7 protein-coding genes and 1 pseudogene are annotated in these 25,753 nt (G+C 36.8%); 3 read left to right on the forward strand and 5 right to left on the reverse strand.

What is annotated here, in order from left to right:
* Positions 1-56: 56 nt before the first annotated feature.
* From FFWV33_RS06105 to FFWV33_RS06120, 4 genes and pseudogenes are all read right to left on the reverse strand, one after another.
* Entirely contained in the window at positions 57-395 is a 339-nt protein-coding gene (locus FFWV33_RS06105) for a T9SS type A sorting domain-containing protein (RefSeq protein ID WP_108740087.1), read from the reverse strand.
* A 266-nt stretch (positions 396-661) separates the two neighbouring features.
* Positions 662-2,110: pseudogene (locus FFWV33_RS06110) on the reverse strand (IS1182 family transposase).
* A 190-nt stretch (positions 2,111-2,300) separates the two neighbouring features.
* Positions 2,301-3,416: a hypothetical protein gene (locus FFWV33_RS06115; RefSeq protein WP_108740088.1), complete on the reverse strand. Its 1,116-nt coding sequence runs from the start codon at positions 3,414-3,416 to the stop codon at positions 2,301-2,303.
* A gap of 351 nt (positions 3,417-3,767) precedes the next feature.
* Positions 3,768-6,530, reverse strand: a complete 2,763-nt coding sequence (locus FFWV33_RS06120) for a TonB-dependent receptor (RefSeq protein ID WP_108740089.1) — start codon at positions 6,528-6,530, stop codon at positions 3,768-3,770.
* Positions 6,531-6,754: 224 nt separating this feature from the next.
* On the opposite strand from FFWV33_RS06120, the gene FFWV33_RS06125 reads away from it, so the two are divergent.
* Both FFWV33_RS06125 and FFWV33_RS06130 read left to right on the forward strand, forming a co-directional pair.
* Positions 6,755-7,438 carry a response regulator transcription factor gene (locus FFWV33_RS06125; RefSeq protein ID WP_108740090.1) on the forward strand — a complete coding sequence of 228 codons (684 nt, stop codon included), beginning with the start codon at positions 6,755-6,757 and terminating at the stop codon, positions 7,436-7,438.
* Between the two features lie 214 nt (positions 7,439-7,652).
* On the forward strand, positions 7,653-8,720 hold the full coding sequence (locus tag FFWV33_RS06130) for a sensor histidine kinase (RefSeq protein ID WP_108742473.1): 1,068 nt from the start codon (positions 7,653-7,655) through the stop codon (positions 8,718-8,720).
* Between the two features lie 79 nt (positions 8,721-8,799).
* Here FFWV33_RS06130 and FFWV33_RS06135 read toward each other — a convergent pair whose 3' ends face one another.
* Positions 8,800-9,870 (reverse strand): glycosyltransferase, encoded by a 1,071-nt coding sequence (locus FFWV33_RS06135; RefSeq protein ID WP_108740091.1) that lies wholly within the window; start codon positions 9,868-9,870, stop codon positions 8,800-8,802.
* Between the two features lie 1,150 nt (positions 9,871-11,020).
* On the opposite strand from FFWV33_RS06135, the gene FFWV33_RS06145 reads away from it, so the two are divergent.
* A complete protein-coding gene (locus FFWV33_RS06145; protein WP_108740093.1) occupies positions 11,021-25,708 on the forward strand; it encodes a T9SS type B sorting domain-containing protein in 14,688 nt (4,895 codons plus the stop codon).
* Positions 25,709-25,753 lie beyond the last annotated feature (45 nt).

The following is a 25,753-nucleotide window of genomic DNA, read 5'->3' on the forward strand; positions in this document are numbered from 1 at the left end:
AACAAAAAAGCCTCAAAATAATTTTGAGGCTTTAATTGTGATTTATTTATGAATTTTTATCTTACAATAAGTTTTCGTGTTGCTGTTGCATTGTCTTCATTGATTTTGATGATGTAAACACCAGGAGACAAATTAGCGATATTTAATTCTCTTCCGGATAATTTTGTTTGCAAAATTTTCTTTCCTAAAAGATCAAAAATGGTAATGTCTTTGTCCGAATCATTTTTTGTCGCAATAGATACTCTTCCGTTAGTTGCAGGGTTTGGATACAAGTTTAGTCCCTCAATAGAGGCGCTATCTTGCGTTTTGGGTAACTGCTTAGCATCTTGAGCGCTAACGTTAAAGGAGCTAAGAAAAACCAGTAAGAGTATAGTATAAAAGTAATTTTTTGTCATCGCCTATTTTTACAATAAAGTAAATGTAAGAAAATATTAAATAGGAAACAAAAAAAAGACCTTTCAAATTAATGAGGGCACTGAAAAACATCGCATATTTTGATTATCATCGTTTTTTAGACAATAAAAAAACGCTTGTAACAGGAGTTATATAATCCGTTGCAAGCGTTTTCCTTTTTAATCTTGATTTTTAATGTTGGTTCAATAAGGCTATTTTGAGTTTAGCTAGAGTCATTTTGAGTAATGCAGCAGTAGCTTTCATTTTTCTACATTAATTTGAGTATTCTTTTTAAGTTGACTGCGAAAATTGCTATTGCACCTTGCATTTGCATATTGGTAATGCCATATGATATTGCTCTATCATAACCATGTACATTTTTCAACTCACTATTTTTCGCTTCTATTTTATATCGATGTTTTGCTTTTTCTTTGTAATAGTCAGTTTCTTGAAAGCTGATTTGTTCTTGGTGTAAGTCCGATTTTATCGACACCGAATATGTTTTTGTCTTGGATCCTTCTTTATAACAACCCTCTTTTAAAGAGCAGGTCTTTCATTTTTCCACATCAAAATAGTAGGTTTGTATTTGATTGGTTCCAACATTTTTTTTACCTTGGCGAGCCTTTCGTATGGCCATATGACCAGCAGTGCAAACAAATCTATCGGCATCTTTATTATAGTCAAATTTATCTTCGTCTTTTCTAGCTCCTTGTGCTATTGTAACATTTAGTCTGGCTACCACTTTAATATTTTGCTCCCTTGTGAGTTTGAGATTTTCTTTTCCTGTATAAGCTCCATCCCCAATAATAGTATCAACATCAATTCCGTTTTTTTGACTAATCGCTAAAAGTCTAGGTAATTCTGGCCCATCCCCTTTTTCACCTGATGTGACTACAGCCGCTGTAATGATGCGCTCCTCGGTCATAGCTAAGTGAGTCTTATATCCAAAGAAAGAACTATCAGCAGATTTATGACCCGTTTTAGCATCTGCATCTTTTGATAAGGTAAAATTTTCTTGAGTGTCTTCTACAGTTTCTTTGAGTAGATTTAATTTCTCTTTCACAGCTGGAATCGAACTTATTGACGGCTCATTTTCAATGCGTTTTTCCAACTCTTTACAATAAGCAAGTTCCTTCTCTAAGTCATTGTCTGTATTTTTTTCAGGCATATGTTCTTTGAATTCCTGCTCAAAGCTGTATACTGTTTTTCGCAGTAGCTTGGAACGTTCTCTCAATACATCGATGGCTAAAAATGGATTGGATCTTGATAAAGTATGTGTGGCATCAACGATGATAGACTTCGAACGAATAATACCTTTTTCGATAGCAATGGTGACTGTTTTGTTTATCAACAGATTTAATAGGTCGGTATCCTTTAGACGTAGTTTTCTAAATTTTGTTAACGAACTCGGATTGATAACATCGTCTTCTGGATTCATATCCAAAAAATATTTGAAGGACATATCGTATTGAGAACGCTCCACGACATCAATATCGGAAACAGTATAGATTGTTTTAAGTAGTAAATACTTAAACATACGAACGGGACTTTCTGCCATTCGCCCATTATTGGGACAGTACTTATTTAACAACTCATCGTAAATGAATGAAAAATCAATCAAATCATTAATTTTTCTTAATAGATTTTCTTTTGGAACTATTAAATCATACAACGAAGAATACTCGCTGAATTGTATTGTTTGTTGTTGTACTAACATCTAAAAAACACTTATAATTAGATTTAAATATAAGAAAAAAGGAGTAGAAATCCATAGATATCTACTCCTTTTTATGTGTCAATTTATTAGAAAGACTTTTTCAGTGCCCTCAAATTAATGAAAGGTCTTTTGATGATATAATTAGAGTTTTTTACTTTTTATTTTAAAATAAACAGTTACTCGTTTGTTCTTATTTTGTCCAAGCTGCCCAAGTTGGTAAAGTTGCACCAGCACCAGCACCAGTTTGTGTAGTAACGTAAGTACTAGTTGTATTGTTTGCTGCTACGTAGTTCATTCCGTTAACTTTGAAATCTCCTGCTGCTATTCTTGCAGTTGCACCAGTTCCAAGATCTAATTTTGCAAAAGTAGTAATTCCGTCAACAAATAAGTTTGTGTAAGTTTGCTTTCCACCACCTTCTTTAAAGTTGATTGCTTTTTCAGAAGCTGTAAATTTAGCATCTGTTCCTTTCACAATTGATATGTTATTGATTTTGGCATCTGTCATAGGTAAAGCAATATCGTTTGCTCCATTGTTAGATCCTTCTACTCCTCCAAAAGAAATACCGCTGATATATACATTTGAAATTGTTCCGATGTATCCATCAGCATAATCCAATGAATCATCATAAGAATTAATTAGCACTAAATTAGTAGCGTTAACTGCACCACCAAAAAATTCAACCGCATCATCACCACTTTCAAAAGTGTATATGTTGTTTACAATTGTTCCACGACCCACTCCGAAGAAAGAAACACCATTGTATTCTTTAGTATCACTAAACTTAGATCCTGTATATGAAACTTTTAAATAAGTGATTTCTCCAGATGAGTCATCATTATTGTTTCCTCCATAAAGTAAACCTCCTACTTCAGATGTTCCGTTGTCTCCAGTATTTACTTTAGCGTCACCACAGATGATTAATCCTCCCCAGTCACTTTGTGCTGGTGATGCTTTTCCTGATGTCATTACAACAGGTTGTGTTGCTGTACCGTTTATGTATATTTTAGCTCCTCTTTCTACAGCGATGTAGATAGTTTTAGCTCTTTCAGAATCTGCTGTTGGATCAGATTTAATTACTGTTCCTGCAGGAATTATTAATTTCGCTGGTGATTTTACAACTAATCCTCCTGTTAGAGTGTACGTTTTTGAAGCATCTAAGGTAACCGTTCCAGAAGTGATGCTTCCTTTTAAATCATCTACTTTTAATTCGAAAGAAGATGAAACAGTTGATGGAGTATCATCTTTTGTGCAACTTGTAAATGCAATTGTTCCTACTGTTAAAATTGCTAAAATTGATTTTTTCATTTTTTTATAATTTTGTTTGATTTTTTTAACACTACAAAGAAACATTCTTAAGGTTTTATTGACGTTAACCCATTATTATTATGGTGTTAAGGATTGAAGTATTGCGGCGTACTGTAATAACAATTAATTTACATAACTGTTTTTATATAGTAGATGTCTTAGTTTAAAAATCTTTGTGGTCTGATAATGTGTGTGTTGTGTTGTTTTTGCTGTGAGGTATTGATTGAATGTTATTTTGAAGTGGTTGCGTAAGTAAGGTTGTTCTATTTGTTTATGTCTAATTTGGTATTAAGGCAAAAAAAAGAGGTAAAAACTATTTGCTTTTACCTCTTTTGGTTATTTGGTGTAAGATTATAACTTGTAAGTCAATGAAAAACTTATGTTAGAACCAATTTTATAAGAACTAGCTAATATGTCTGCTGTTTTTATATTTGGAGCCTTGCTTTGTTCTGAAACTCTTCTGTAGGCAGGGTTTAAAATGTTTTTATAGGAAAGACCAAGTTTAAGCTTTTTGGTTAAATTTGATTTGATTATAAAATCCAATCTATTGATTGATTTGTCAATTAAATTTCCTCTTTCAGATGTTCCAATTACGGCTAGTTTGTCTGATACATAAGCATAAGTCAAAGTTGCGGTAATGTCTTTATCATTTTCTAGTTCTCTGGTAAAAGAGATATCAGCATTTGCTAAAAGATCAGAGGCACCAGATAGTTTTGAATTCTTGAATGTGAAGTTCGCTCCAAATCCATTTTCTAGAAGTACTTTGTTGTTGCTAAGGTCTTGGTCATGATACATATAAGAACCATTGAATCCAAAGCTTAGCTTGTCTTTAAGATTATTTTCTTTTGTTAGTTCGAAAATATTTTTTCTTAATTCTACTTCTATTCCTGCTACAACTGCCTTATCACCTGTGTTTGCATAGGTAATGTTTCCAGATGATGAATTGGTGAACATTTCGTTTATAGGGTTTTTTATTAATTTACCAAAAGCAGTTACAGATAGTAATTCATCACTGCTAGGGTATAATTCCCAGCTTATGTCAGCATTATAATTTGTTGATGCATACAATCTGTCGTTTCCTTCGTAAGATTGTCCTACTTCTTGAAAAAGAATTTTTACTTTTTCTTTGAATTGTGGTAATGTATATGTGTTACTCGCTGCAAATTTTAAATTCTGTTTGTCGTTAAGTTTGTACTTTGCGATAACACTTGGAAGAAATTTTACTGGGCTATATGTTCTACCTTGTCCGTCAGGTGCATCTAAGCTTACATAAAACACATATTGTTCAATTTGTTCAAATCTACCACCTAATAGAACTGATAATCTATCTGTGAAGTTGTATAGTAGATTACCGTAAACTGCGTGTATATTTAAATGTCCACTGTATAGTTGGCTTAGTTTGCTAGAGGTGTCTCCTTTTGAAAGGTCAAAATTAGTAGCGTTCAAAAAAGTGTCAGTGTTGTCAAATTCGTTTTTTGAGAATATTGTTTTGTTTGTTACAGGGAAGAATGAGTATTGCTGAGAGTTAAAATCTACATTTTTCATTTTACCAGAATATCCCAAAGTAACTTTTCCTTTAAAATCGTCCTCTTTCTTGTTGAAGTTGTAAGAGCCTGATAGGTTTGCAGAAATTTCGTTTTCAGTTAAGCTTTGGTAGTATCTATGGTTGTTGATACTTGAGTTTTTGAAAAAAGTGTAATCAGCTGATCCGTCTGCAGTAGGAACAAAGGTGTTTTGCATACGATCCGGAATGGTGTTGTCTAGCATGCTGTATCCAAGACTCCAGTTTCCTTCCCATTTTTCGTTATATTTATGCTTACCAATCAATTGATTTAGTAGTAATTGCGTTTTGTCAAACGTACCACGTTTGATGAAACCAATTGGATCGATACCTGGAAATTCTATATTCTTTCCGTCGTATTCACTGTAGTCTTGAGAAGTTGAGTTTAAGAATAATCCTGTGTAAAATATAGCGTTATTTTTGTTTATTTTATAATCAGCTGTACCCATAACTGTTGAGTTACTGCTGTATTTACTTGATTTTTTATAAAAATCAGAATTTGCTAAACCTTGTGCCGTAATATTTGTTCTGTAAACTCCTTCGTTAAATTTATTGTCTGTGTCAAAAGATGCAGTAATAAAAGTACCTACACTTGCTCCGTTGTTTCCAATATTAAATTTCTTTCCAGCGGAAACAGCAATGTTATTATTTAATTTATACTTTCTCTCTTGTTTGTCCCAACTACTATTATAGTTGTAGGGTAGTAATGGATTTTCTGGAGCTGTTACACTTTTAAATCCGCTGTAAGATGGACCATCTTGTAGGTAGAAATGATCTAGCTTTGCTACATTACTGTTGGACCCAGCTCCTACACTAATTTGTACAAAAGGTGAACCAGTCATTTTTTTTGAAGCAATGTCAACATTTGCACCTCCAAAATCGGCATAATTTTGAGATTCAAAAGTTTTACTAATTCCGATTGATTGTACAATATCGGTAGAGAATATATCAAGTAAAATATTTTTATTAGCAGGATTGTTTGAAGGTAATGGTAATCCGTTTAGAGTTGTTACATTATATCTATCACCTAGCCCCCTTACAAATACGCCACCAGTTCCTTCTTGCTTAGAGATCCCGCTAACCTTTGTAACTGCTGAAGCAACATCGCTTACGCCTTTACGAGACATTTCTTGAGCACCTATAGATTGTTTGATTTCTACGGCTTTCTTTTGGTCTAGTAAAAGTGCAGTTTCTTTTTCTCTATTAGTTGGCGCTGCTCTAATAATTACATCTTCTAGTTTGTAACCGCCAGATGACAAGGCTTTGTTTAATACAATTGTTTTTCCGCTTACTACAGTTACGGGTACTTCAACTGGTTCGTAACCTACAAAGCTGAATTGAATAGTGTAAGTTCCTGGTAGAATAGCGATGGTATATTTTCCATCAATATCGGTTGTTGTATTGGCTTTTGTTCCTTTAAGTAGTACATTAGCAAATGGCAATGATTCGTTGTTTGATTCTTTATCGGTTAGTACTCCTGTAATAGTTCCTTTATTCTGTGAATAAGTAAATGAACAGATTAAAAATGCTACAATCAATAATTTAAGTTTCATACTCTTTTGTTAATTTTGTGCAAAGTAACGGCAGAAGTGTTAAGTCGAAGTTAACGAGGTATTACCAATAAGTTGTTTTAATATTACCTAAAGGTTATGTAATTAAATTAATGTAAACTCAGTTTTTACCGATTATTTTATTGTTATATTTACCATCGCAATTGTAATCATTAGTTTAATAAACAACAGATTTCTAATGATTTAAATCTAATTTTGCTATTTATATGAAAAACAAGAACACTAAAATTTTACTAGTAGATGACGAGCCGGATATCTTGGAAATCGTAGGATATAACCTCTCTCAAGAAGGTTATCAGATATTTACAGCATCAAATGGTAAAGAAGCTATTGTTAAAGCTAAAAAAGAAATTCCAGATTTAATCATCATGGATGTCATGATGCCTGAGATGGACGGAATGGAAGCTTGCGAGAATATCAGAAAAATTCCTGAACTCAGTAACGTGATTATTACTTTCTTAACTGCGCGCAGTGAAGATTATTCACAAGTTGCAGGTTTTGAAGTAGGAGCAGACGATTATATCACCAAACCTATTAAACCTAAATTGTTAGTTAGTAAAGTGAAAGCTTTATTAAGACGATTGGTCGAAGCAGATCAAGATAGTGAGACATTAAATGTAGGTGGTATCGAGATTAACCGTGAAGAGTACAAAATTGTTATGGAAGGTCAAGAAATTTCTTTGCCTAGAAAAGAGTTTGAATTGTTTTATTTACTAGCCTCCAAACCAGGTAAAGTTTTTAAACGAGACGAAATCTTGGATAAAGTATGGGGTAATGAAGTTGTTGTCGGAGGAAGAACTATCGATGTTCATATTCGAAAATTAAGAGAAAAAATTGGAGAAGATTTATTCAAAACTATTAAAGGAGTTGGGTATAAATTTGAAGTTTAAAGAATGAACATTGTATAATGTTACATTTTTAAATTAGAAAAAAACATATAGAATGCAGGTTTTAAATTGTTTGATTAAGTGCAATTCCTTGTAACTTAATCAGGTTTGACCTTTCAATATTCCTCTGTAGAGTGCGAAATAGTTTTTTATCTTTACATACAAACATTTTAAAATGGGCTTTTGGCCCATTTTTATTATTTTATTAAATAGGGTTATGAAGATTAGTTTTAAAAAAACGTACAAATTTGCCGTAAAATCATCGATGTATATCAGTCTTTTTTCGACTGCATTTGTGCTTTTTTTGGTTGCTGTTATGTTTTCGGCAACAGTAAGGCAGTTGGTGGGCTTCGGAGTTGTTTTCAGTATTACATTATTTGCATTTTCGTTTGTAGTCGTGCAGTATCGGGTAGAACGTTTTATATACAGACGTGTGAAAAAAATCTACGATGATGTGTCTTTATTAGAATCGAGTACTTTGATCAATCAGCCTATTACGACCGATATGGAAACCTTGACCCGTGAGGTGAAAAAGTTTGCGACAGATAAAAAACTTGAAATCGAATTGCTCCAAGTGCGAGAAGAATACCGAAGAGATTTTTTAGGAAACGTTTCTCACGAATTAAAAACACCTCTTTTTACCGTACAAGGCTATATTTCGACCTTACTTGACGGTGCGATGGAAGATAAAGTTATTCGAAAAAAATACTTGAAACGTGCCGAAAAAGGAGTAGAGCGTTTGATATACATCGTTGAAGATTTGGATATGATCACCAAACTCGAAGCGGGCGATTTAAATTTGGAGTACTCCGAGTTTGATATTTTTGAATTGATTCAGAATGTTTTTGATCTTCTCGAAATGAAAGCAGAAAAGAAACATATCAAATTAACTTTCGATAATAATAAACCGCTGCGAAATTTTGTGCGAGGAGATCGTGACCGTATTCAGCAGGTGATTGAAAACTTGATCGTCAATTCGATTAAATACGGTAAAGAAAACGGAACGACAGAAGTTTCAGTAGTTAATTTGACGAAGAAAAAAGTACTGGTTCGTGTGAGCGATGATGGTGGCGGAATCGAAAAGCAACATTTGCCACGACTTTTTGAACGTTTTTATCGCGTGAATAAAAGTGGTTCGCGTGAAGAAGGAGGTTCTGGTTTAGGTCTTGCCATTGTGAAACATATTGTTGAAGCACACAAAGAGAAAATTTATGTCGAAAGTGAATTCGGAATCGGTTCTGAATTTTCTTTTACCTTAGAACGTCCTACGGTTAAGAAGTTGTAGTTTTTTTAGTATTCGAAAAGAACTATACTTATTTTATTTCTCCCAGCTTATCGCTCAAACCCAATGATGATAAGCTGATTTAGTTTTCGAATATTTTCAATAGATCGACCCAATCCACCTCATTTTGACTATGTTTGAATCCTTTGTATGAAGATACCTGAGCGAGATCTTCGATTTTAAAATTGTCCTGATCAGCAAAAGGAGCTATTTTTTCGGTCTCAAATTTTTCTGCTAAGTACATTTGTTCAAATTGTCCTGGAGTCGGAATAAAAAAAGCTTTTTTGTTTAGTCTTTCTAGATCCATAATCGTTGTGTATCCAGAACGACAAAGTACAATGGCGCTTTCTTGTATGCATTGTTCAAGTTGTCGTGCCTTCATGAAGTTGTAGTAGAGTACGTTTCCAATTTCTTCTTTCTTTTGTACAGCTTCAATAATTCCTTTTACAAAAAGTACTTTCCCCTCATAGTTTTTAAGTTGTTCGATTAGGTGTATTTCTAGCATTTCCCTTTGTGGCTCAGGACCAGACAAAAGGATCAGTAAATCATATTTTTGTTCTGCTTCGTGAATATGAAATCTACTTACGGGGCCAATATATTCGAGTCTCAATTCATTGGTTGTAGCGGTATGGCTCAGCTTTCCTCCTAAGTTAGGTTCCTTCTGGTGATCAGGTACCCAGCAAACAGTAAATTTTTTGATAAAGTATTGGTGTAATTTGGTGCTCCACCAAGTAGTATTTCCGGTCAAAACAGTAATTTGATGCGTAATATACACTGACGGAACTTGTGTAGAATAACACCCCATTCGATTATCAGAGATGATTCCTATAATTTCATACTTTTTAATCCATTGATTTATTAGTTTATGCTCTTCTCGAATAGTCAACGCTATTTTGGGTAGGTTTTGGAGTAACTTTCGTTTAAAATGATTCCCGTTTTTTGGGTACTCAATTGCATTTGACGGCAGCTGTAGACATAAAATATAGGGAAATTCTTTTTTGAGTAATGCTAAGGCAGGTCCGTCTGAGGCAATTATTGGAGTGAAATTGTAATAATGCAACATTTTGATTATTGGTATACAACGAGTGGCATGCCCTAAGCCCCAATTTAAGACAGTAACAAGAATTGTTCTGTTTTCGTATTCTATCTCCATACTGCTGTTTCTTTTTTTTGAAAGATAGTAATTGTATAGAATTGTAAGTAAATATGAAGTATTAAGGAATTATTAAAGTTTGGCCTCTATTATCTTTAAAGTTGGAGAGCAAGATTGAGGTGCGATTAAAAGGAATGTATTTTAGCATATTTTACTTATCTATAGGTTCATCAAAATACTTTGGGTAGTTTTATTTGATCAATTTAAACTGTTTTTCTTGTTGAATATAGTGCGACGTTAACTTTTAAGTCTATTTTTTAATTAGTAGGTTTTTTTCTATTTTTAATTGTTGATAACTTAATGTTTAGCTGTTATTTTTCGAAATAAAAAAGTCGCAAAATTTAGTATTTGACTTAATAACATAATGTTTTTGCATGCCTAAAAGTTATTTTTTTTGTGTAAGTCAGAAAAGGACTTTGATTTAAATTATTTTAATTCATTTTAAATGATGATCTTTATCCTATGAAAGTGGTGGTTGGTCGATAGTTATTAGTTTTTTGGCTAATAGAAACAAATATTTTAATAAATAACTGTAGTTTTGACTCTGTGATTTTAGCAGTTTTGAATATTTTGCCAAAAGTTAATTAGTGTTAAATAAATGTTATTTGTTTTTAACACTAGGTAAATTGATGATTTTTCTTAATTCTGTTTATAAGTTTGTTATAAACAGAAAATAAGTAAAAAATAAAATATTTATTATAAGGATTTTGCTTACTTTTGCTGTAATTGATCTTATTCTTAGTCCGTTTTTAAGTTACATTTTGAAATACATGATTCCATTAATTGGAATTTATTAAATAAAAGTCCCAAACATCATTTAAATATAATGCTTATGTTCAATTTTACTCAAAGATTTTATAAGATTACTGTTGTAATGCTCTTCCTCTTTTTGTTTTCCTTTCAGCAAGGGTATTCTCCAACAGTAACGCAAAATGATGTAAGTACAATTTTAGAATTTGGCTCTGATACTCCTCAAGAGAAAGAGACAGTTAATTTTCAATATTCATGTCAACCTTTCTTTATAGATGATATTATTATTAGAGCATGTATACCATCCATTAATACTTTTTACATTAAATAGTATCAGTTAATCCAAGTCTACATTTTGTCTGTTTTTTATAATTTGCACCCTCTATCAAAATATAATACCATGAAAAAAACTACTTTTCAAATTTTTCGTAAAAAAAATAACTTTTCAAAAGTGTTTTCGTTACTAGTTTTACTAATCTCATCACTATTGCTGAATGCAAAAGTGACGCCTCCAACAAGTCATGTTAATGATGCTTTCATTTTTAATCCATTGTCGAAAACGGGGCATATTCTATCTAAAAAATTAAGTACAAGTCCTTTAACTGTTACCAATCTTGATTTAAACGGAGCTTTGGCAGGTGTTAATAATTCAGTGATTGCTAACGTAGGGTTTATTGTGCAGACAGTTTCATCTGGTGTTTCTGTGATTACTACTTCAGGTACAGTTACAAGTGCAAAAATCACATTTTCAGTTAATAGTAACGGTGCTCCCGCAGGAGTGCCTAATGTTAATGAACGTGCTTACATATATGATAGTGCAGGGGTTCTTGTGAATTTTTACACAATCAACACTGTTTCTGCGTTGGTTTTAAATGCTGTTTATGGCAGTAATAATTTTAGAATTACACATACTGCTACTGGTGTATTTGATATAACTGATCAAGGTGGTTTACCTATTAATCAAGCTAATTTGCAGTTGTTGCTTAGAAATTTCAGATATGTTCATGCTGGAGGAACCGTAACCGAAGGTGCAAGGTATATGGTAGTAAGCGTTACTGATCCTAATAATACCTTAACAGCGTATAGTAATATTACAGTATTGCGCCCTCCTGTTTCTGTAGATGATGTTAATAATGTTGTAGCAAACGCAACAACTCCAGTTACTGGGAATCTTTTGTCAAATGACACAGATCTAACTCCAGGCGATGTTTTGTCATTAAGCAAAGTTTATGGCGCATCTGTTATTCCAGGGTTTTCGTATAATTCAACTTACGGAAAAATTACAGCTCAGAGTAATGGTAACTATAGTTATTTGGTAGACGTAAATAATTCAGCGGTAAGTGGATTGAAATCTGGAGCCAGCATAACAGATGTTATTTCTTACGAAGTTACCGACCTATCAGGGAGTGTTGATTACGGTTATTTAACCGTCACCATAACTGGAGTGGATGAGCCACCAGTAGCTACAGATAATCTCAAAACGATCAAGGTAGGTACTACTAATACCGCAATCGGTAATATAATTTATGATGATGATGGTTTTGGTGTGGATAAAGGTGATAGACCTTTGGCGCAATTAATATGGGAAAATCAATTTACAAGTAATGAAACTATTGATGGTAAATCAAAGCTGATAAATGGAGTTAATGTTTCATTTGTTAAAACCGATACGGGCGCTGTAGGTACAGCATTAAATCAAACAGTAAATTATGGAACAAATGGAGGGCATACTGGGTATTTATTATTTCAGTCAGATCCTTCAATAAATCCAGCTCCAAACAATACATTGACAATAAATTTTGATAAACCCGTAACAAGTTTATTTTTTAGCATTTCAGATATTGACTATTCTCAAGGAACTTCTTGGCAAGATTTAATGCGAGTAAAAGGTTCTTATAATGGTAGTAATGTGGCCTATGATTATAATGCTAATGGCTCTGTTGTTGTATTAGGTAATGATACTTTTTATGGTACAGGTTCTGTGCCAGCTAATGACGCTCATGGTAATGTTAGTTTTTATTTTAAAACACCGGTAACACAAGTTGTCTTAGATTATAATTATGGACCGCAAGTTACAGACGCTGATCCACTTAGTCAAATAGCGGGTCTTACCGATCTAAACTGGCAAGATAGTGATGTGCCAAGAATATATGAAGTCAATGGTGTAACTGCTAATGTAGGTGTTCAAATTGCCACGACTTATGGTTTTATCACTGTAAATGGAGATGGTAGTTACAGTTATCAAGTTAATTTGACTAACCCTACAGTTGCTGCTCTAGTAGGAAGTAATACATTGACAGATGTGATTCCTTATACATTAATTGATTCAAAAGATAATGCTGGAAATGTTGCAAATGCAAATTTAAGAATTGTAATAAATGGAGCAAGTGATATAGATAATGATGGAGTTGGAGATTATAAAGATTTAGACGATGATAATGACGGGATTTTGGATACAGATGAATGTATATTTACTGATAAGCAGGCTACTAGAGTAGGAAGCGGTAATATTAACAACCCTCAAACATATCAGTTTGTAGCAACACCTGCAACAACTGTTACTATTAGTACAGATACAGGTGAATTTTTAAGCGGTGCATTCAGTAGGTTCGGGTTTAATGAAACTACTACTGGTAACGGTACTTATACTATAACTTTTGGAGATGAAGTTTCTGATATAAATTTATTACCAGACAGTGTTGGAACAACTTCTTCTGGTAATCTTAATACAGCAACAGCTGGAATAGATTTTGAAGGTCAAGCTCTTTTTGGGAATTTTTCGGCCACTTTAACAGACGGGACAGTTATGTCTAATCTTGCGGTATCAATATCAGTATTCATTGGCGGAAATCCCGAACTAGTAGGGCAAACAGTTATAGGTGGAAAAACATATATAACAGATCTAACGGCGAATACCACCCAAGCCAGCGGTACAATTTCTTTTCCTTCATTAATAGGCAAAAATGTAAAAAGTTTAACATTTGATAGTATTGGAGATGGAATAGGTCCAGTGTTATGGTTAGGTATAAAAGCTTCAAGATGTTTAGACACAGATAAAGATGGTAATCCGGATTATCTCGATTTAGATTCAGACAATGATGGTTGTTCAGATTCGAATGAATATTACAATAATACTACATCAGCAGCTACAGGTCAGCAATTTGGACAGACTGGTGGTGCGGTGGCTCCTGTAAAAACAGATGGAACTGTGAATTTAGCAGCTGCTACATACACAAGTACAACTGCTGCAAATGTTACTTCAGCTACCAAAATAACGTCCACTACAAATCCAACTAATGTTTCAGTTGCGGCTGGAGGGTCAACAACTTTTAGCATTACGAGCACTGCGGCAAATGCAACTACCTACTCGTCAGGAGTTCCTATTTATACACTGCCACCTGCTACAGACTCAAGTAGTTCTTTAAACTATAAGTGGCAAATAAATACCGGATCTAGTTGGGTGGATGTAGCTATGGGAGGTACAAATCCAACATATTCTAATGCAACTCCAAATACTTTAGCAATTAGTGGTATCGTTACTGCTATGTCGGGTTACCAATATAGAGTAATTACTACGCATAGCAATAATGTTTGTGAAACAATTACCTCTGCTGCGGCAACACTATGTGTAATTCCGACCATTACTACTGCCACTTCTGCAACAGCAGTTTGTTATAATGCTTCGGCGCAAAACACTACATTGAGCTATAGTGCAAGTACAAGTTCACCAGTTTCTTACAGTATAAGTTGGAATGCATCTCCATCAAATAGTTTTGTTGCGGTTACAGATGCAGCTATGCCTGCAAGTAGCCCATTTACAATTGCTGTACCTGCGGGAGCGACAGCGGGAACATATACAGGAACAATAACGGTAAAGAATGCAGCAGGTTGTACAAGTGCAGGAACTAACTTTACAGTAGTTGTAGATCCAGCCACAGTGAGTGGTACCGTTGGTACTAGTACATCTGTTTGTACGGGGACAAATAGTACAACATTAACTTTAAGTGGGCATACAGGTAATGTGGTACGTTGGGAATCATCTTTAGATAATTTTGCAACTGCAGGAACCACGATTGCTAACACCACTATAAGCTTAACGGCAACAAATCTAAGCGCAACGACTTCGTATCGAGCCGTAGTAAAAAGCGGTAGTTGTCTTTCGGCCAATGCAATTGCAGCAACAATAACTGTAAATGCATTACCATTTGTTCCAACATTTTCTGGAGCAACTGCAGTATGTTATAGTACAAGTGCTCAAAACACATCTTTGGGTTATGGTACAACATCATCAGGTAGCCCAACAACTTATAGTATCTCATGGAATGCATCTCCAACCAACAGTTTTGTTGCAGTAACAGATGCAGCAATGCCGTCGACTTCGCCTTTTACGATAGCGATTCCGGCAGGAGCAGCTGCTGGTCTTTATACAGGAACAATAACAGTTAAAAATGCAAATGGCTGTGTAAGTGCAAATAGAACTTTTACAGTGAGAGTAAATGACTTGCCAACAATTACAACTAGTACAGCAACAACGGCTGTGTGTTATAGCGGAAGTACACAAACTACGCCTTTAAGTTATAGTGCAACAACAGGTACTCCTACTACATATAGTATTACTTGGGCTGCCACTCCAGCAAATAGTTTTGCTACGGTTACAAACGCAACTTTGCCTACAAGTCCTATTTTGATAACGGTGCCTAGCGGTACAGCTGCAGGAACTTATACAGGAACAATTACGGTTAAAAATGCGTCGAATTGTGTAAGCACAGGAACAACTTTTACGGTAGCTGTAAACGCAACACCATCCATAATAACAACAGGAGTAGCTAATCCCGTATGCTATAGCGCAACGGCACAAAATTCTACTTTGGCTTACAGTGCAACCACAGGCAGTCCTTCTACCTATAGCATTGTTTGGAATACAAATCCAAGTAATAGTTTTGCTGCTGTTACTGATGCTACAATGCCAGCAACTAGTCCTATTTCTATTGCGGTTCCAGCTGGAGCAGCTGCAGGAGTTTATGGAGGAACGCTTATATTAAAATCTGCAAATGGTTGTGCAACCAATGGTACAACATTTACTTTAAAGGTTGATGCTTGTTTGGATACAGATAAAGATGGTATTTTGGATACAGTTGATCTAGATGACGATAATGACGGAATTCTAGATACAGCAGAAAATAGTTGTCGAACTGGAGATAAGATAGTATGGAGTGACACGACTACTGGAAGTTTAAGTAATTCGTTTGTTGCTGGTACAACAACTTCGATTACAGCAACAGTAACCTCTACTGCCACATCGAGTGCTACTACGGGGCCTCTGTATCTTGATGGCTCGTCAAATCAAAATATAGATATAGGAGCAATGGGAGGTTCAGGTGCTGTAACAGGTAATGTAACTACTATTACTTTTCCAACTTTGGTAACGATTAATGAATTTAATGTAAGGAGTATTGCTGTAGCCAATGGGTCAAGTACCATTGCACCAAGCTATGATGAAACTCAAATTATAGAATTTTACAACGGTAGTAATAGGGTTTATTTTCAAGGTACTTTGTTCAAGGTTATTCCAGGAACCTTTTACAAGCACCCATATTATGTAGGTCTAGATGAAGCTTATGCGGCGCAAGGTCCATATTACAATCCAATTACAGGAGTCGCCTATCCAGGTGATGTAACTTCTGGGTTAACAAATGCTTTGGAATCCAGCTATACCTTTGTTATTGATACTCCAATTGATAAAATTGTCGTTAAACAATCTGCATTAGCAAAACATGCTAATGTAGGGTTAAAAATAACTAATGTTTGTACAGGTGCTTTAGATACAGACAAAGATGGAATTCCGGATTATTTGGATATTGATTCAGACAACGATGGTTGCTCAGATGCAAATGAGGCCTATAGTTCTACTACAACAGATTCAAATGGTGATGGTACCTATGGAGCTGTTGTAGGTTCAGCTCAAGTAAATGCTAATGGTTTGGTTACAGCGGCTGGTTCAGATGCTACGGGTACGGGGTATACAACTACACCATCAACAAATGTACTTGAAGCTAGTAAAATAGAGTTCACTACACAACCTGCTAACAAGGCGGTTTTAGCTGGAGCGACTACTACGTTTACAGTAGCTGCTAACACTAAGACTACAACTACTTATTCAGGAACAGCTCCAAATACAACTCCTAATTATGGTTCATCAACGGCATCAATAGTAGGGATGGCGTACCAATGGCAAGTAGATACAGGTATTGGTTTTAGTAATGTAACTGATGGTGGTGTTTATAGCGGTGTAACTACAGGAACACTTACAATTACTGGTGCTACTGCTGCGATGAATTATTATAAATATAGAGCAATTGCAACTAATCCTAAAAATGTATGTGCTAGCGTGTCGAGCACAATGGCAGTATTAACCATTTTGAAAGATACAGACAATGATGGTGTAGCCGATGTTAGCGATTTAGACGATGATAATGATGGTATTGCTGACGAAAGTGAATGTCCAGGAAGTCAATTGGACCAAGTTGTCGGTAATTATAGTAATAACAATGGTAGTTTAACTACACCAGGAGGATCAGATGATTTAAAAGACGGAACCTATATAGCATCAAATAATGGTCAATCAATAGGGACAGGTATTACTAATCAATTTGCAAGTGCTTATGGACTTGGAACTTCAATGCAAATTAATGGAGCAAACCAAACCACACTTGCAGGAGCGATTACGGATAGTGATTATGTACAATGGCAATTTACAACAGGGAATTTTGTTAATGCAACAACCTTAGGTAGCTTCGGATATTCTCACTGGATTAATGATACTACAAAAAATGCAATTGCAGGTAATTTTAACTATGCGATTTATGTTTCTGATGATAATTTTGCCACTAGTTCAGTATTGTACTCAACAAGACAATATGGTGATACTACAAATGCAGATACCTATCTTACAGCTAATGCTGTATTTGGAACATTAAATCTTAACGTCATTCGTACTACAAATCCAACAAATCAAATTGCGTTGGCACCTAATAAAGCGTACACGTTGCGTATGTATGTTTTTGGAGATAGTGATGCTGATGGAATAATTATCGTCGATGATAATAGAGTAGGGATTGTTGTAGCATGTGACTTAGATAAAGATGGTACGCCAGATTATTTAGATACAGATTCTGATAATGACGGATGTTCTGATGCAAATGAATCATACGGTTCTAGTACTGCGGATTCTAATGGTGATGGTACTTATGGAGATGTCGTAGGTGCAGCTCAAGTAAATTCAAATGGTCTAGTTACTGCAGCGGGTGTAAATGGTACGGGAACCGCTTATACAGCGACGCCATCAGCAAATGTAAAAGAGGCTACTTTAATAGAGGTTACAACGCAACCAACTAATAAAAATATTATAGTAGGTGCTAATACGACCTTTACGGTCGCTGGTGCTACTAAAAGTACTAGTGCTTTTACTGGAACAGCACCTAATACTGTTCCTGATTATTCAGCTTCTACAGCTGCAATAGCAGGAATGAAATATCAATGGCAAGTAGATACTGGATCGGGTTTTAGTAACTTCTCTGATGGTGGCGTTTATAGTGGTGTAACTACAGGAACACTTACTATTACTGGTGCTACTGCAGCTATGAATGGTTATAAGTACCGTGCTTCAGTAACTAATTCGAAAAATGTTTGTACGACAGTTCAATCCAATTCGGGAATACTATCTGTAAACACGCCACCAGTAGCAACCTTAACTGCATCGCCAAGTATCGTAAATGATGGAACAGCAAAAGCAGTAGCAGCCTTAACAGGAAGCGATGCAGATGGAACAATCGATACAGCGAAGTATATTGTAACGACATTACCATTGCCAGCAGAAGGAATCTTGTACTTAGCAGATGGAGTAACGCCAGTATTAGTAGACACAGCGCTTAGTGCAACAGATGCAGCAGGATTAACATTTGTACCAGCGGCAGGATTTACCGGAAACGCAACGTTTGCTTACACAGCAACGGATAACGATAAAGCAGTAGATGCTACCGCATCTACGGTAACGATTCCAGTGACTAATGTTCCACCAACGACTAAAGATAAAACTTCAGGTAGTTTAGTTAAAAATGACACACCGCAAAGTTTACCAGGATTAGAAGGAGACGATAGTGATGGATCAGTAGTTGGCTATGTTGTAAAAACATTACCATTACCAGCATCAGGAATTTTATACTTAGCAGACAGAACAACGGCAGTAACAGTAGGACAAGAATTAACGCCAGCGCAAGCAGCAGGATTAACTTTTGCACCAAAATCGAACTTTACAGGTGAAGCCGCAAGCTTCAAGGTATCGGCAAAAGACAATGGAGGCTTAGAAAGTACAGATCCAGCGACAGTAAATATCGTAATGGCCAACACGCCACCAGTAGCTACCTTAACAGCATCGCCAAGTATTGTAAATGACGGAACTGCAAAAGCAGTAGCAGCTTTAACGGGAACTGATATAGATGGAACGATAGCAAGTTATAGAGTAACAAGTTTACCAATTGCTAGCCAAGGAGTTTTATACTTAGCAGATGGTACTACACCAGTTACAACAGCTATGGTATTAACACCAACTCAAGCAGCCGGATTGAAATTTGTACCAGCGGCAGGCTTCACTGGAAACGCAACGTTTGCTTACACAGCAACAGACGATAATGCAGCGGTAAGTACACCATCTACGGTAACGATTCCAGTGACTAATGTTCCACCAACGACTGAAGATAAAACTTCAGGAATTTTAGTTAAAAACGGAAACGCACAAAGTTTACCAGCATTAGCAGGAGCAGATAGTGATGGATCAGTAGTTGGCTATGTTGTAAAAACATTACCATTACCAGCCTCAGGAATTTTATACTTAGCTGACAGAACAACGGCAGTAACAGTAGGACAAGAATTAACGCTAGCGCAAGCAGCAGGATTAACTTTTGCGCCGAAAGCGAACTTTACAGGTGAAGCCGCAAGCTTCAGGGTATCGGCAAAAGACAATGGAGGCTTAGAAAGTACAGATCCAGCTACAGTAAATATAGTTATGGCCAACACGCCACCAGTAGCTACCTTAACAGCATCGCCAAGTATTGTAAACGACGGAACCGCAAAAGCAGTAGCAGCATTAACGGGAACCGATGCAGATGGAACAATAGCAAGTTATAGAGTAACAATTTTACCTATTGCTAGCCAAGGAGTTTTATACTTAGCAGATGGTATTACTCCAGTTACAACAGCTATGGTATTAACACCATCTCAAGCAGCAGGATTGAAATTTGTACCAGCAGCAGGCTTTACCGGAAACGCAACGTTTGCTTACACAGCAACAGACGATAATGCAGCGGTAAGTACACCATCTACGGTAACGATTCCAGTGACTAATGTTCCACCAACGACTAAAGATAAAACTTCAGGTAGTTTAGATAAAAATGACACACCGCAAAGTTTACCAGGATTAGAAGGAGACGATAGTGATGGATCAGTAGTTGGCTATGTTGTAAAAACATTACCATTACCAGCATCAGGAATTTTATACTTAGCAGACAGAACAACGGCAGTAACAGTAGGACAAGAATTAACGCCAGCGCAAGCAGCAGGATTAACTTTTGCACCAAAATCGAACTTTACAGGCGAAGCCGCAAGCTTCAAGGTATCGGCAAAAGATAATGGAGGCTTAGAAAGTACAGATCCAGCGACAGTAAATATAGTTATGGCCAACACGCCACCAGTAGCAACCTTAACTGCATCGCCAAGTATCGTAAATGATGGAACAGCAAAAGCAGTAGCAGCCTTAACAGGAAGCGATGCAGATGGAACAATCGATACAGCGAAGTATATTGTAACGACATTACCATTGCCAGCAGAAGGAATCTTGTACTTAGCAGATGGAGTAACGCCAGTATTAGTAGACACAGCGCTTAGTGCAACAGATGCAGCAGGATTAACATTTGTACCAGCGGCAGGATTTACCGGAAACGCAACGTTTGCTTACACAGCAACGGATAACGATAAAGCAGTAGATGCTACCGCATCTACGGTAACGATTCCAGTGACTAATGTTCCACCAACGACTAAAGATAAAACTTCAGGTAGTTTAGTTAAAAATGACACACCGCAAAGTTTACCAGGATTAGAAGGAGACGATAGTGATGGATCAGTAGTTGGCTATGTTGTAAAAACATTACCATTACCAGCATCAGGAATTTTATACTTAGCAGACAGAACAACGGCAGTAACAGTAGGACAAGAATTAACGCCAGCGCAAGCAGCAGGATTAACTTTTGCACCAAAATCGAACTTTACAGGTGAAGCCGCAAGCTTCAAGGTATCGGCAAAAGACAATGGAGGCTTAGAAAGTACAGATCCAGCGACAGTAAATATCGTAATGGCCAACACGCCACCAGTAGCTACCTTAACAGCATCGCCAAGTATTGTAAATGACGGAACTGCAAAAGCAGTAGCAGCTTTAACGGGAACTGATATAGATGGAACGATAGCAAGTTATAGAGTAACAAGTTTACCAATTGCTAGCCAAGGAGTTTTATACTTAGCAGATGGTACTACACCAGTTACAACAGCTATGGTATTAACACCAACTCAAGCAGCCGGATTGAAATTTGTACCAGCGGCAGGCTTCACTGGAAACGCAACGTTTGCTTACACAGCAACAGACGATAATGCAGCGGTAAGTACACCATCTACGGTAACGATTCCAGTGACTAATGTTCCACCAACGACTGAAGATAAAACTTCAGGAATTTTAGTTAAAAACGGAAACGCACAAAGTTTACCAGCATTAGCAGGAGCAGATAGTGATGGATCAGTAGTTGGCTATGTTGTAAAAACATTACCATTACCAGCCTCAGGAATTTTATACTTAGCTGACAGAACAACGGCAGTAACAGTAGGACAAGAATTAACGCTAGCGCAAGCAGCAGGATTAACTTTTGCGCCGAAAGCGAACTTTACAGGTGAAGCCGCAAGCTTCAGGGTATCGGCAAAAGACAATGGAGGCTTAGAAAGTACAGATCCAGCTACAGTAAATATAGTTATGGCCAACACGCCACCAGTAGCTACCTTAACAGCATCGCCAAGTATTGTAAACGACGGAACCGCAAAAGCAGTAGCAGCTTTAACGGGAACCGATGCAGATGGAACAATAGCAAGTTATAGAGTAACAATTTTACCTATTGCTAGCCAAGGAGTTTTATACTTAGCAGATGGTATTACTCCAGTTACAACAGCTATGGTATTAACACCATCTCAAGCAGCAGGATTGAAATTTATACCAGCGGCAGGCTTCACCGGAAACGCAACGTTTGCTTACACAGCAACAGACGATAATGCATTGGCAAGTACCCCATCTACGGTGACGATTCCAGTGACTAATGTTCCACCAACGACTGAAAATAAAACTTCAGATAGTTTAGTTAAAAACGGAACAGCACAAAGTTTACCAGCATTAGAAGGAGCCGATAGTGATGGATCAGTAGTTGGCTATGTTGTAAAAACATTACCAGTAGCAGCCTCAGGAATCTTATACTTAGCAGACGGAACAACGGCAGTAACAGTAGGACAAGAATTAACGCCAGCTCAAGCAGCAGGATTGACCTTTGCACCAAAATCAGACTTTACAGGTGAAGCAGCAAGCTTCACGGTATCTGCAAAAGACAATGGAGGATTGCAAGATTTGAGTCCAGCGACAGTAAATATCGTAATGGCCAACACGCCACCAGTAGCTACCTTAACAGCATCGCCAAGTATCGTAAATGACGGAACAGCAAAAGCAGTAGCAGCCTTAACCGGAAGCGATGCAGATGGAACGATAGTAAGTTATAGAGTAACAAGTTTACCTATTGCTAGTCAAGGAGTTTTATACTTAGCAGATGGAGTAACACCAGTTACAACAGCTATGGTATTAACACCAACTCAAGCAGCCGGATTGAAATTTGTACCAGCGGCAGGCTTCACTGGAAACGCAACGTTTGCTTACACAGCAACAGACGATAATGCAGCGGTAAGTACACCATCTACGGTAACGATTCCAGTGACTAATGTTCCACCAACGACTGAAGATAAAACTTCAGGAATTTTAGTTAAAAACGGAAACGCACAAAGTTTACCAGCATTAGCAGGAGCAGATAGTGATGGATCAGTAGTTGGCTATGTTGTAAAAACATTACCATTACCAGCCTCAGGAATTTTATACTTAGCTGACAGAACAACGGCAGTAACAGTAGGACAAGAATTAACGCTAGCGCAAGCAGCAGGATTAACTTTTGCGCCGAAAGCGAACTTTACAGGTGAAGCCGCAAGCTTCACGGTATCTGCAAAAGACAATGGAGGATTGCAAGATCTAAGTCCAGCGACAGTAAGTATAGTTATGGCCAATACGCCACCAGTAGCTACCTTAACAGCATCTCCAAGTATTGTAAATGACGGAACTGCAAAAGCAGTAGCAGCATTAACAGGAAGCGATGCAGATGGAACGATAGCAAGTTATAGAGTAACAAGTTTACCTATTGCTAGCCAAGGAGTTTTATACTTAGCAGATGGAGTAACACCAGTTACACCAGCAATGGTATTAACACCATCTCAAGCAGCAGGATTGAAATTTGTACCAGCGGCAGGCTTCACCGGAAACGCAACGTTTGCTTACACAGCAACAGACGATAATGCAGCGGTAAGTACACCATCTACGGTAACGATTCCAGTAACAAATGTTCCACCAACGACAGAAGATAAAACTTCAGGAATTTTAGTTAAAAATGGTACAGCACAAAGTTTACCAGGATTAGCAGGAGCCGATAGTGATGGATCAGTAGTTGGCTATGTTGTAAAAACATTACCATTACCAGCCTCAGGAATCTTATACTTAGCAGACGGAACAACGGCCGTAACGGTTGGTCAAGAATTAACTCTAGCGCAAGCAGCAGGATTAACATTTGCACCAAAAGTGGACTTTGCAGGCGAAGCCGCAAGCTTCACGGTATCTGCAAAAGACAATGGAGGATTGCAAGATCTAAGTCCAGCGACAGTAAGTATAGTTATGGCCAATACGCCACCAGTAGCTACCTTAACAGCATCTCCAAGTATTGTAAATGACGGAACTGCAAAAGCAGTAGCAGCATTAACAGGAAGCGATGCAGATGGAACGATAGCAAGTTATAGAGTAACAAGTTTACCTATTGCTAGCCAAGGAGTTTTATACTTAGCAGATGGATTTACACCAGTTACACCAGCAATGGTATTAACACCATCTCAAGCAGCAGGATTGAAATTTGTACCAGCGGCAGGCTTCACCGGAAACGCAACGTTTGCTTACACAGCAACAGACGATAATGCAGCGGTAAGTACACCATCTACGGTAACGATTCCAGTAACAAATGTTCCACCAACGACAGAAGATAAAACTTCAGGAAGTTTAGTTAAAAATGGTACAGCACAAAGTTTACCAGGATTAGCAGGAGCCGATAGTGATGGATCAGTAGTTGGTTATGTTGTAAAAACATTACCATTACCAGCCTCAGGAATCTTATACTTAGCAGACGGAACAACAGCAGTAACAATAGGACAAGAATTAACGCCAGCGCAAGCAGCAGGATTAACTTTTGCACCAAAATCGGACTTTACAGGCGAAGCCGCAAGCTTCAGGGTATCGGCAAAAGACAATGGAGGCTTAGAAAGTACAGATCCAGCGATAGTAAATATAGTTATGGCCAACACGCCACCAGTAGCTACCTTAACAGCATCGCCAAGTATTGTAAACGACGGAACAGCAAAAGCAGTAGCAACTTTAACGGGAACTGATGCAGATGGAACAATAGCAAGTTATAGAGTAACAAGTTTACCAATTGCTAGCCAAGGAGTTTTATACTTAGCAGATGGAGTAACACCAGTTACAATAGCTATGGTATTAACACCAACTCAAGCAGCAGGATTGAAATTTGTACCAACGGCAGGCTTCACCGGAAACGCAACGTTTGCTTACACAACAACAGACGATAATGCAGCGGTAAGTACGCCATCTACGGTGACGATACCAGTAACAAATGTGCCACCAACGACAACAGACAGCGTTAGTGATGTTTTATTTAAAAATGGTCTTCCGCAAGCAATTGCTCCTTTTAGAGGAAATGATGTTGATGGTACAGTTGTATCGTACACGATCAAAAGTATTCCAAATCCTTTAGCAGGTGTTTTAACCTTAAATGGCATACCATTGGTAGTTGGACAAGTGATTACATTGGCTCAAAATGGACAAATTAAATTCACACCAAGTTTAACTTATACATCTGATGTTGCAAGTTTTACTATTGCAGCAAATGATAATGGTGGCTTGACCGATTTAAGTCCAGCAACAATAAGCATTGGGATAGAGGAACGTTCTTCAATTTCGATAATTAAAACGGCTGTGTTTACAGATAATATTTATGCAGATGGTTTTGCGCAAGCAGGAGAGATTATTCGTTACTCTTTTGAAATTAAGAACACGGGAGATGTACCACTATACAATGTAACCGTTTCTGATTTGTTACCAGGTATTAAGCTGTTTGGTAGTCCGATAGCGGTGCTTAATCCAGGATCGGTAAACACAACTGCTTATTACGCAGAATATCCTTTAACCCAAGTTGATATTAATAAAGGAACAGTCGTAAATCAAGCTGTAGTTGAAGGGACTACACCAAGAGGATTAAAGGTTACGGATAAATCGGATAACTCAAATGTAATTGGCGATGAGCCTACAGTATTAGGTATTGCAGGTTGTGTAATCGAGCCATTGACAGGGGTATCACCAAATGGTGACGGAGACAATGACATCTTTTATATTAGAGGTTTAGAATGTTACCCTGATAATACTGTCGAAATTTATAACCGTTGGGGAGTATTAGTTTTCGAACGTACCAACTACAATAACAGCGATAGGGCTTTTAAAGGAATTTCAGAGGGTAGAGTTACCATTTCAAGAGGTTCTGATTTACCAGAGGGTACTTATTATTATATCTTAAATTATAAAGATAGTGAGTCTAATGGTCATCAAAAAGCAGGTTATTTGTATATTAATAGATAAAAATAAAACTATGAGCGTCACTTTTGTGGCGCTCAATTTTTAATT

The organism is Flavobacterium faecale, from assembly GCF_003076455.1.
GTDB lineage: Bacteria > Bacteroidota > Bacteroidia > Flavobacteriales > Flavobacteriaceae > Flavobacterium > Flavobacterium faecale.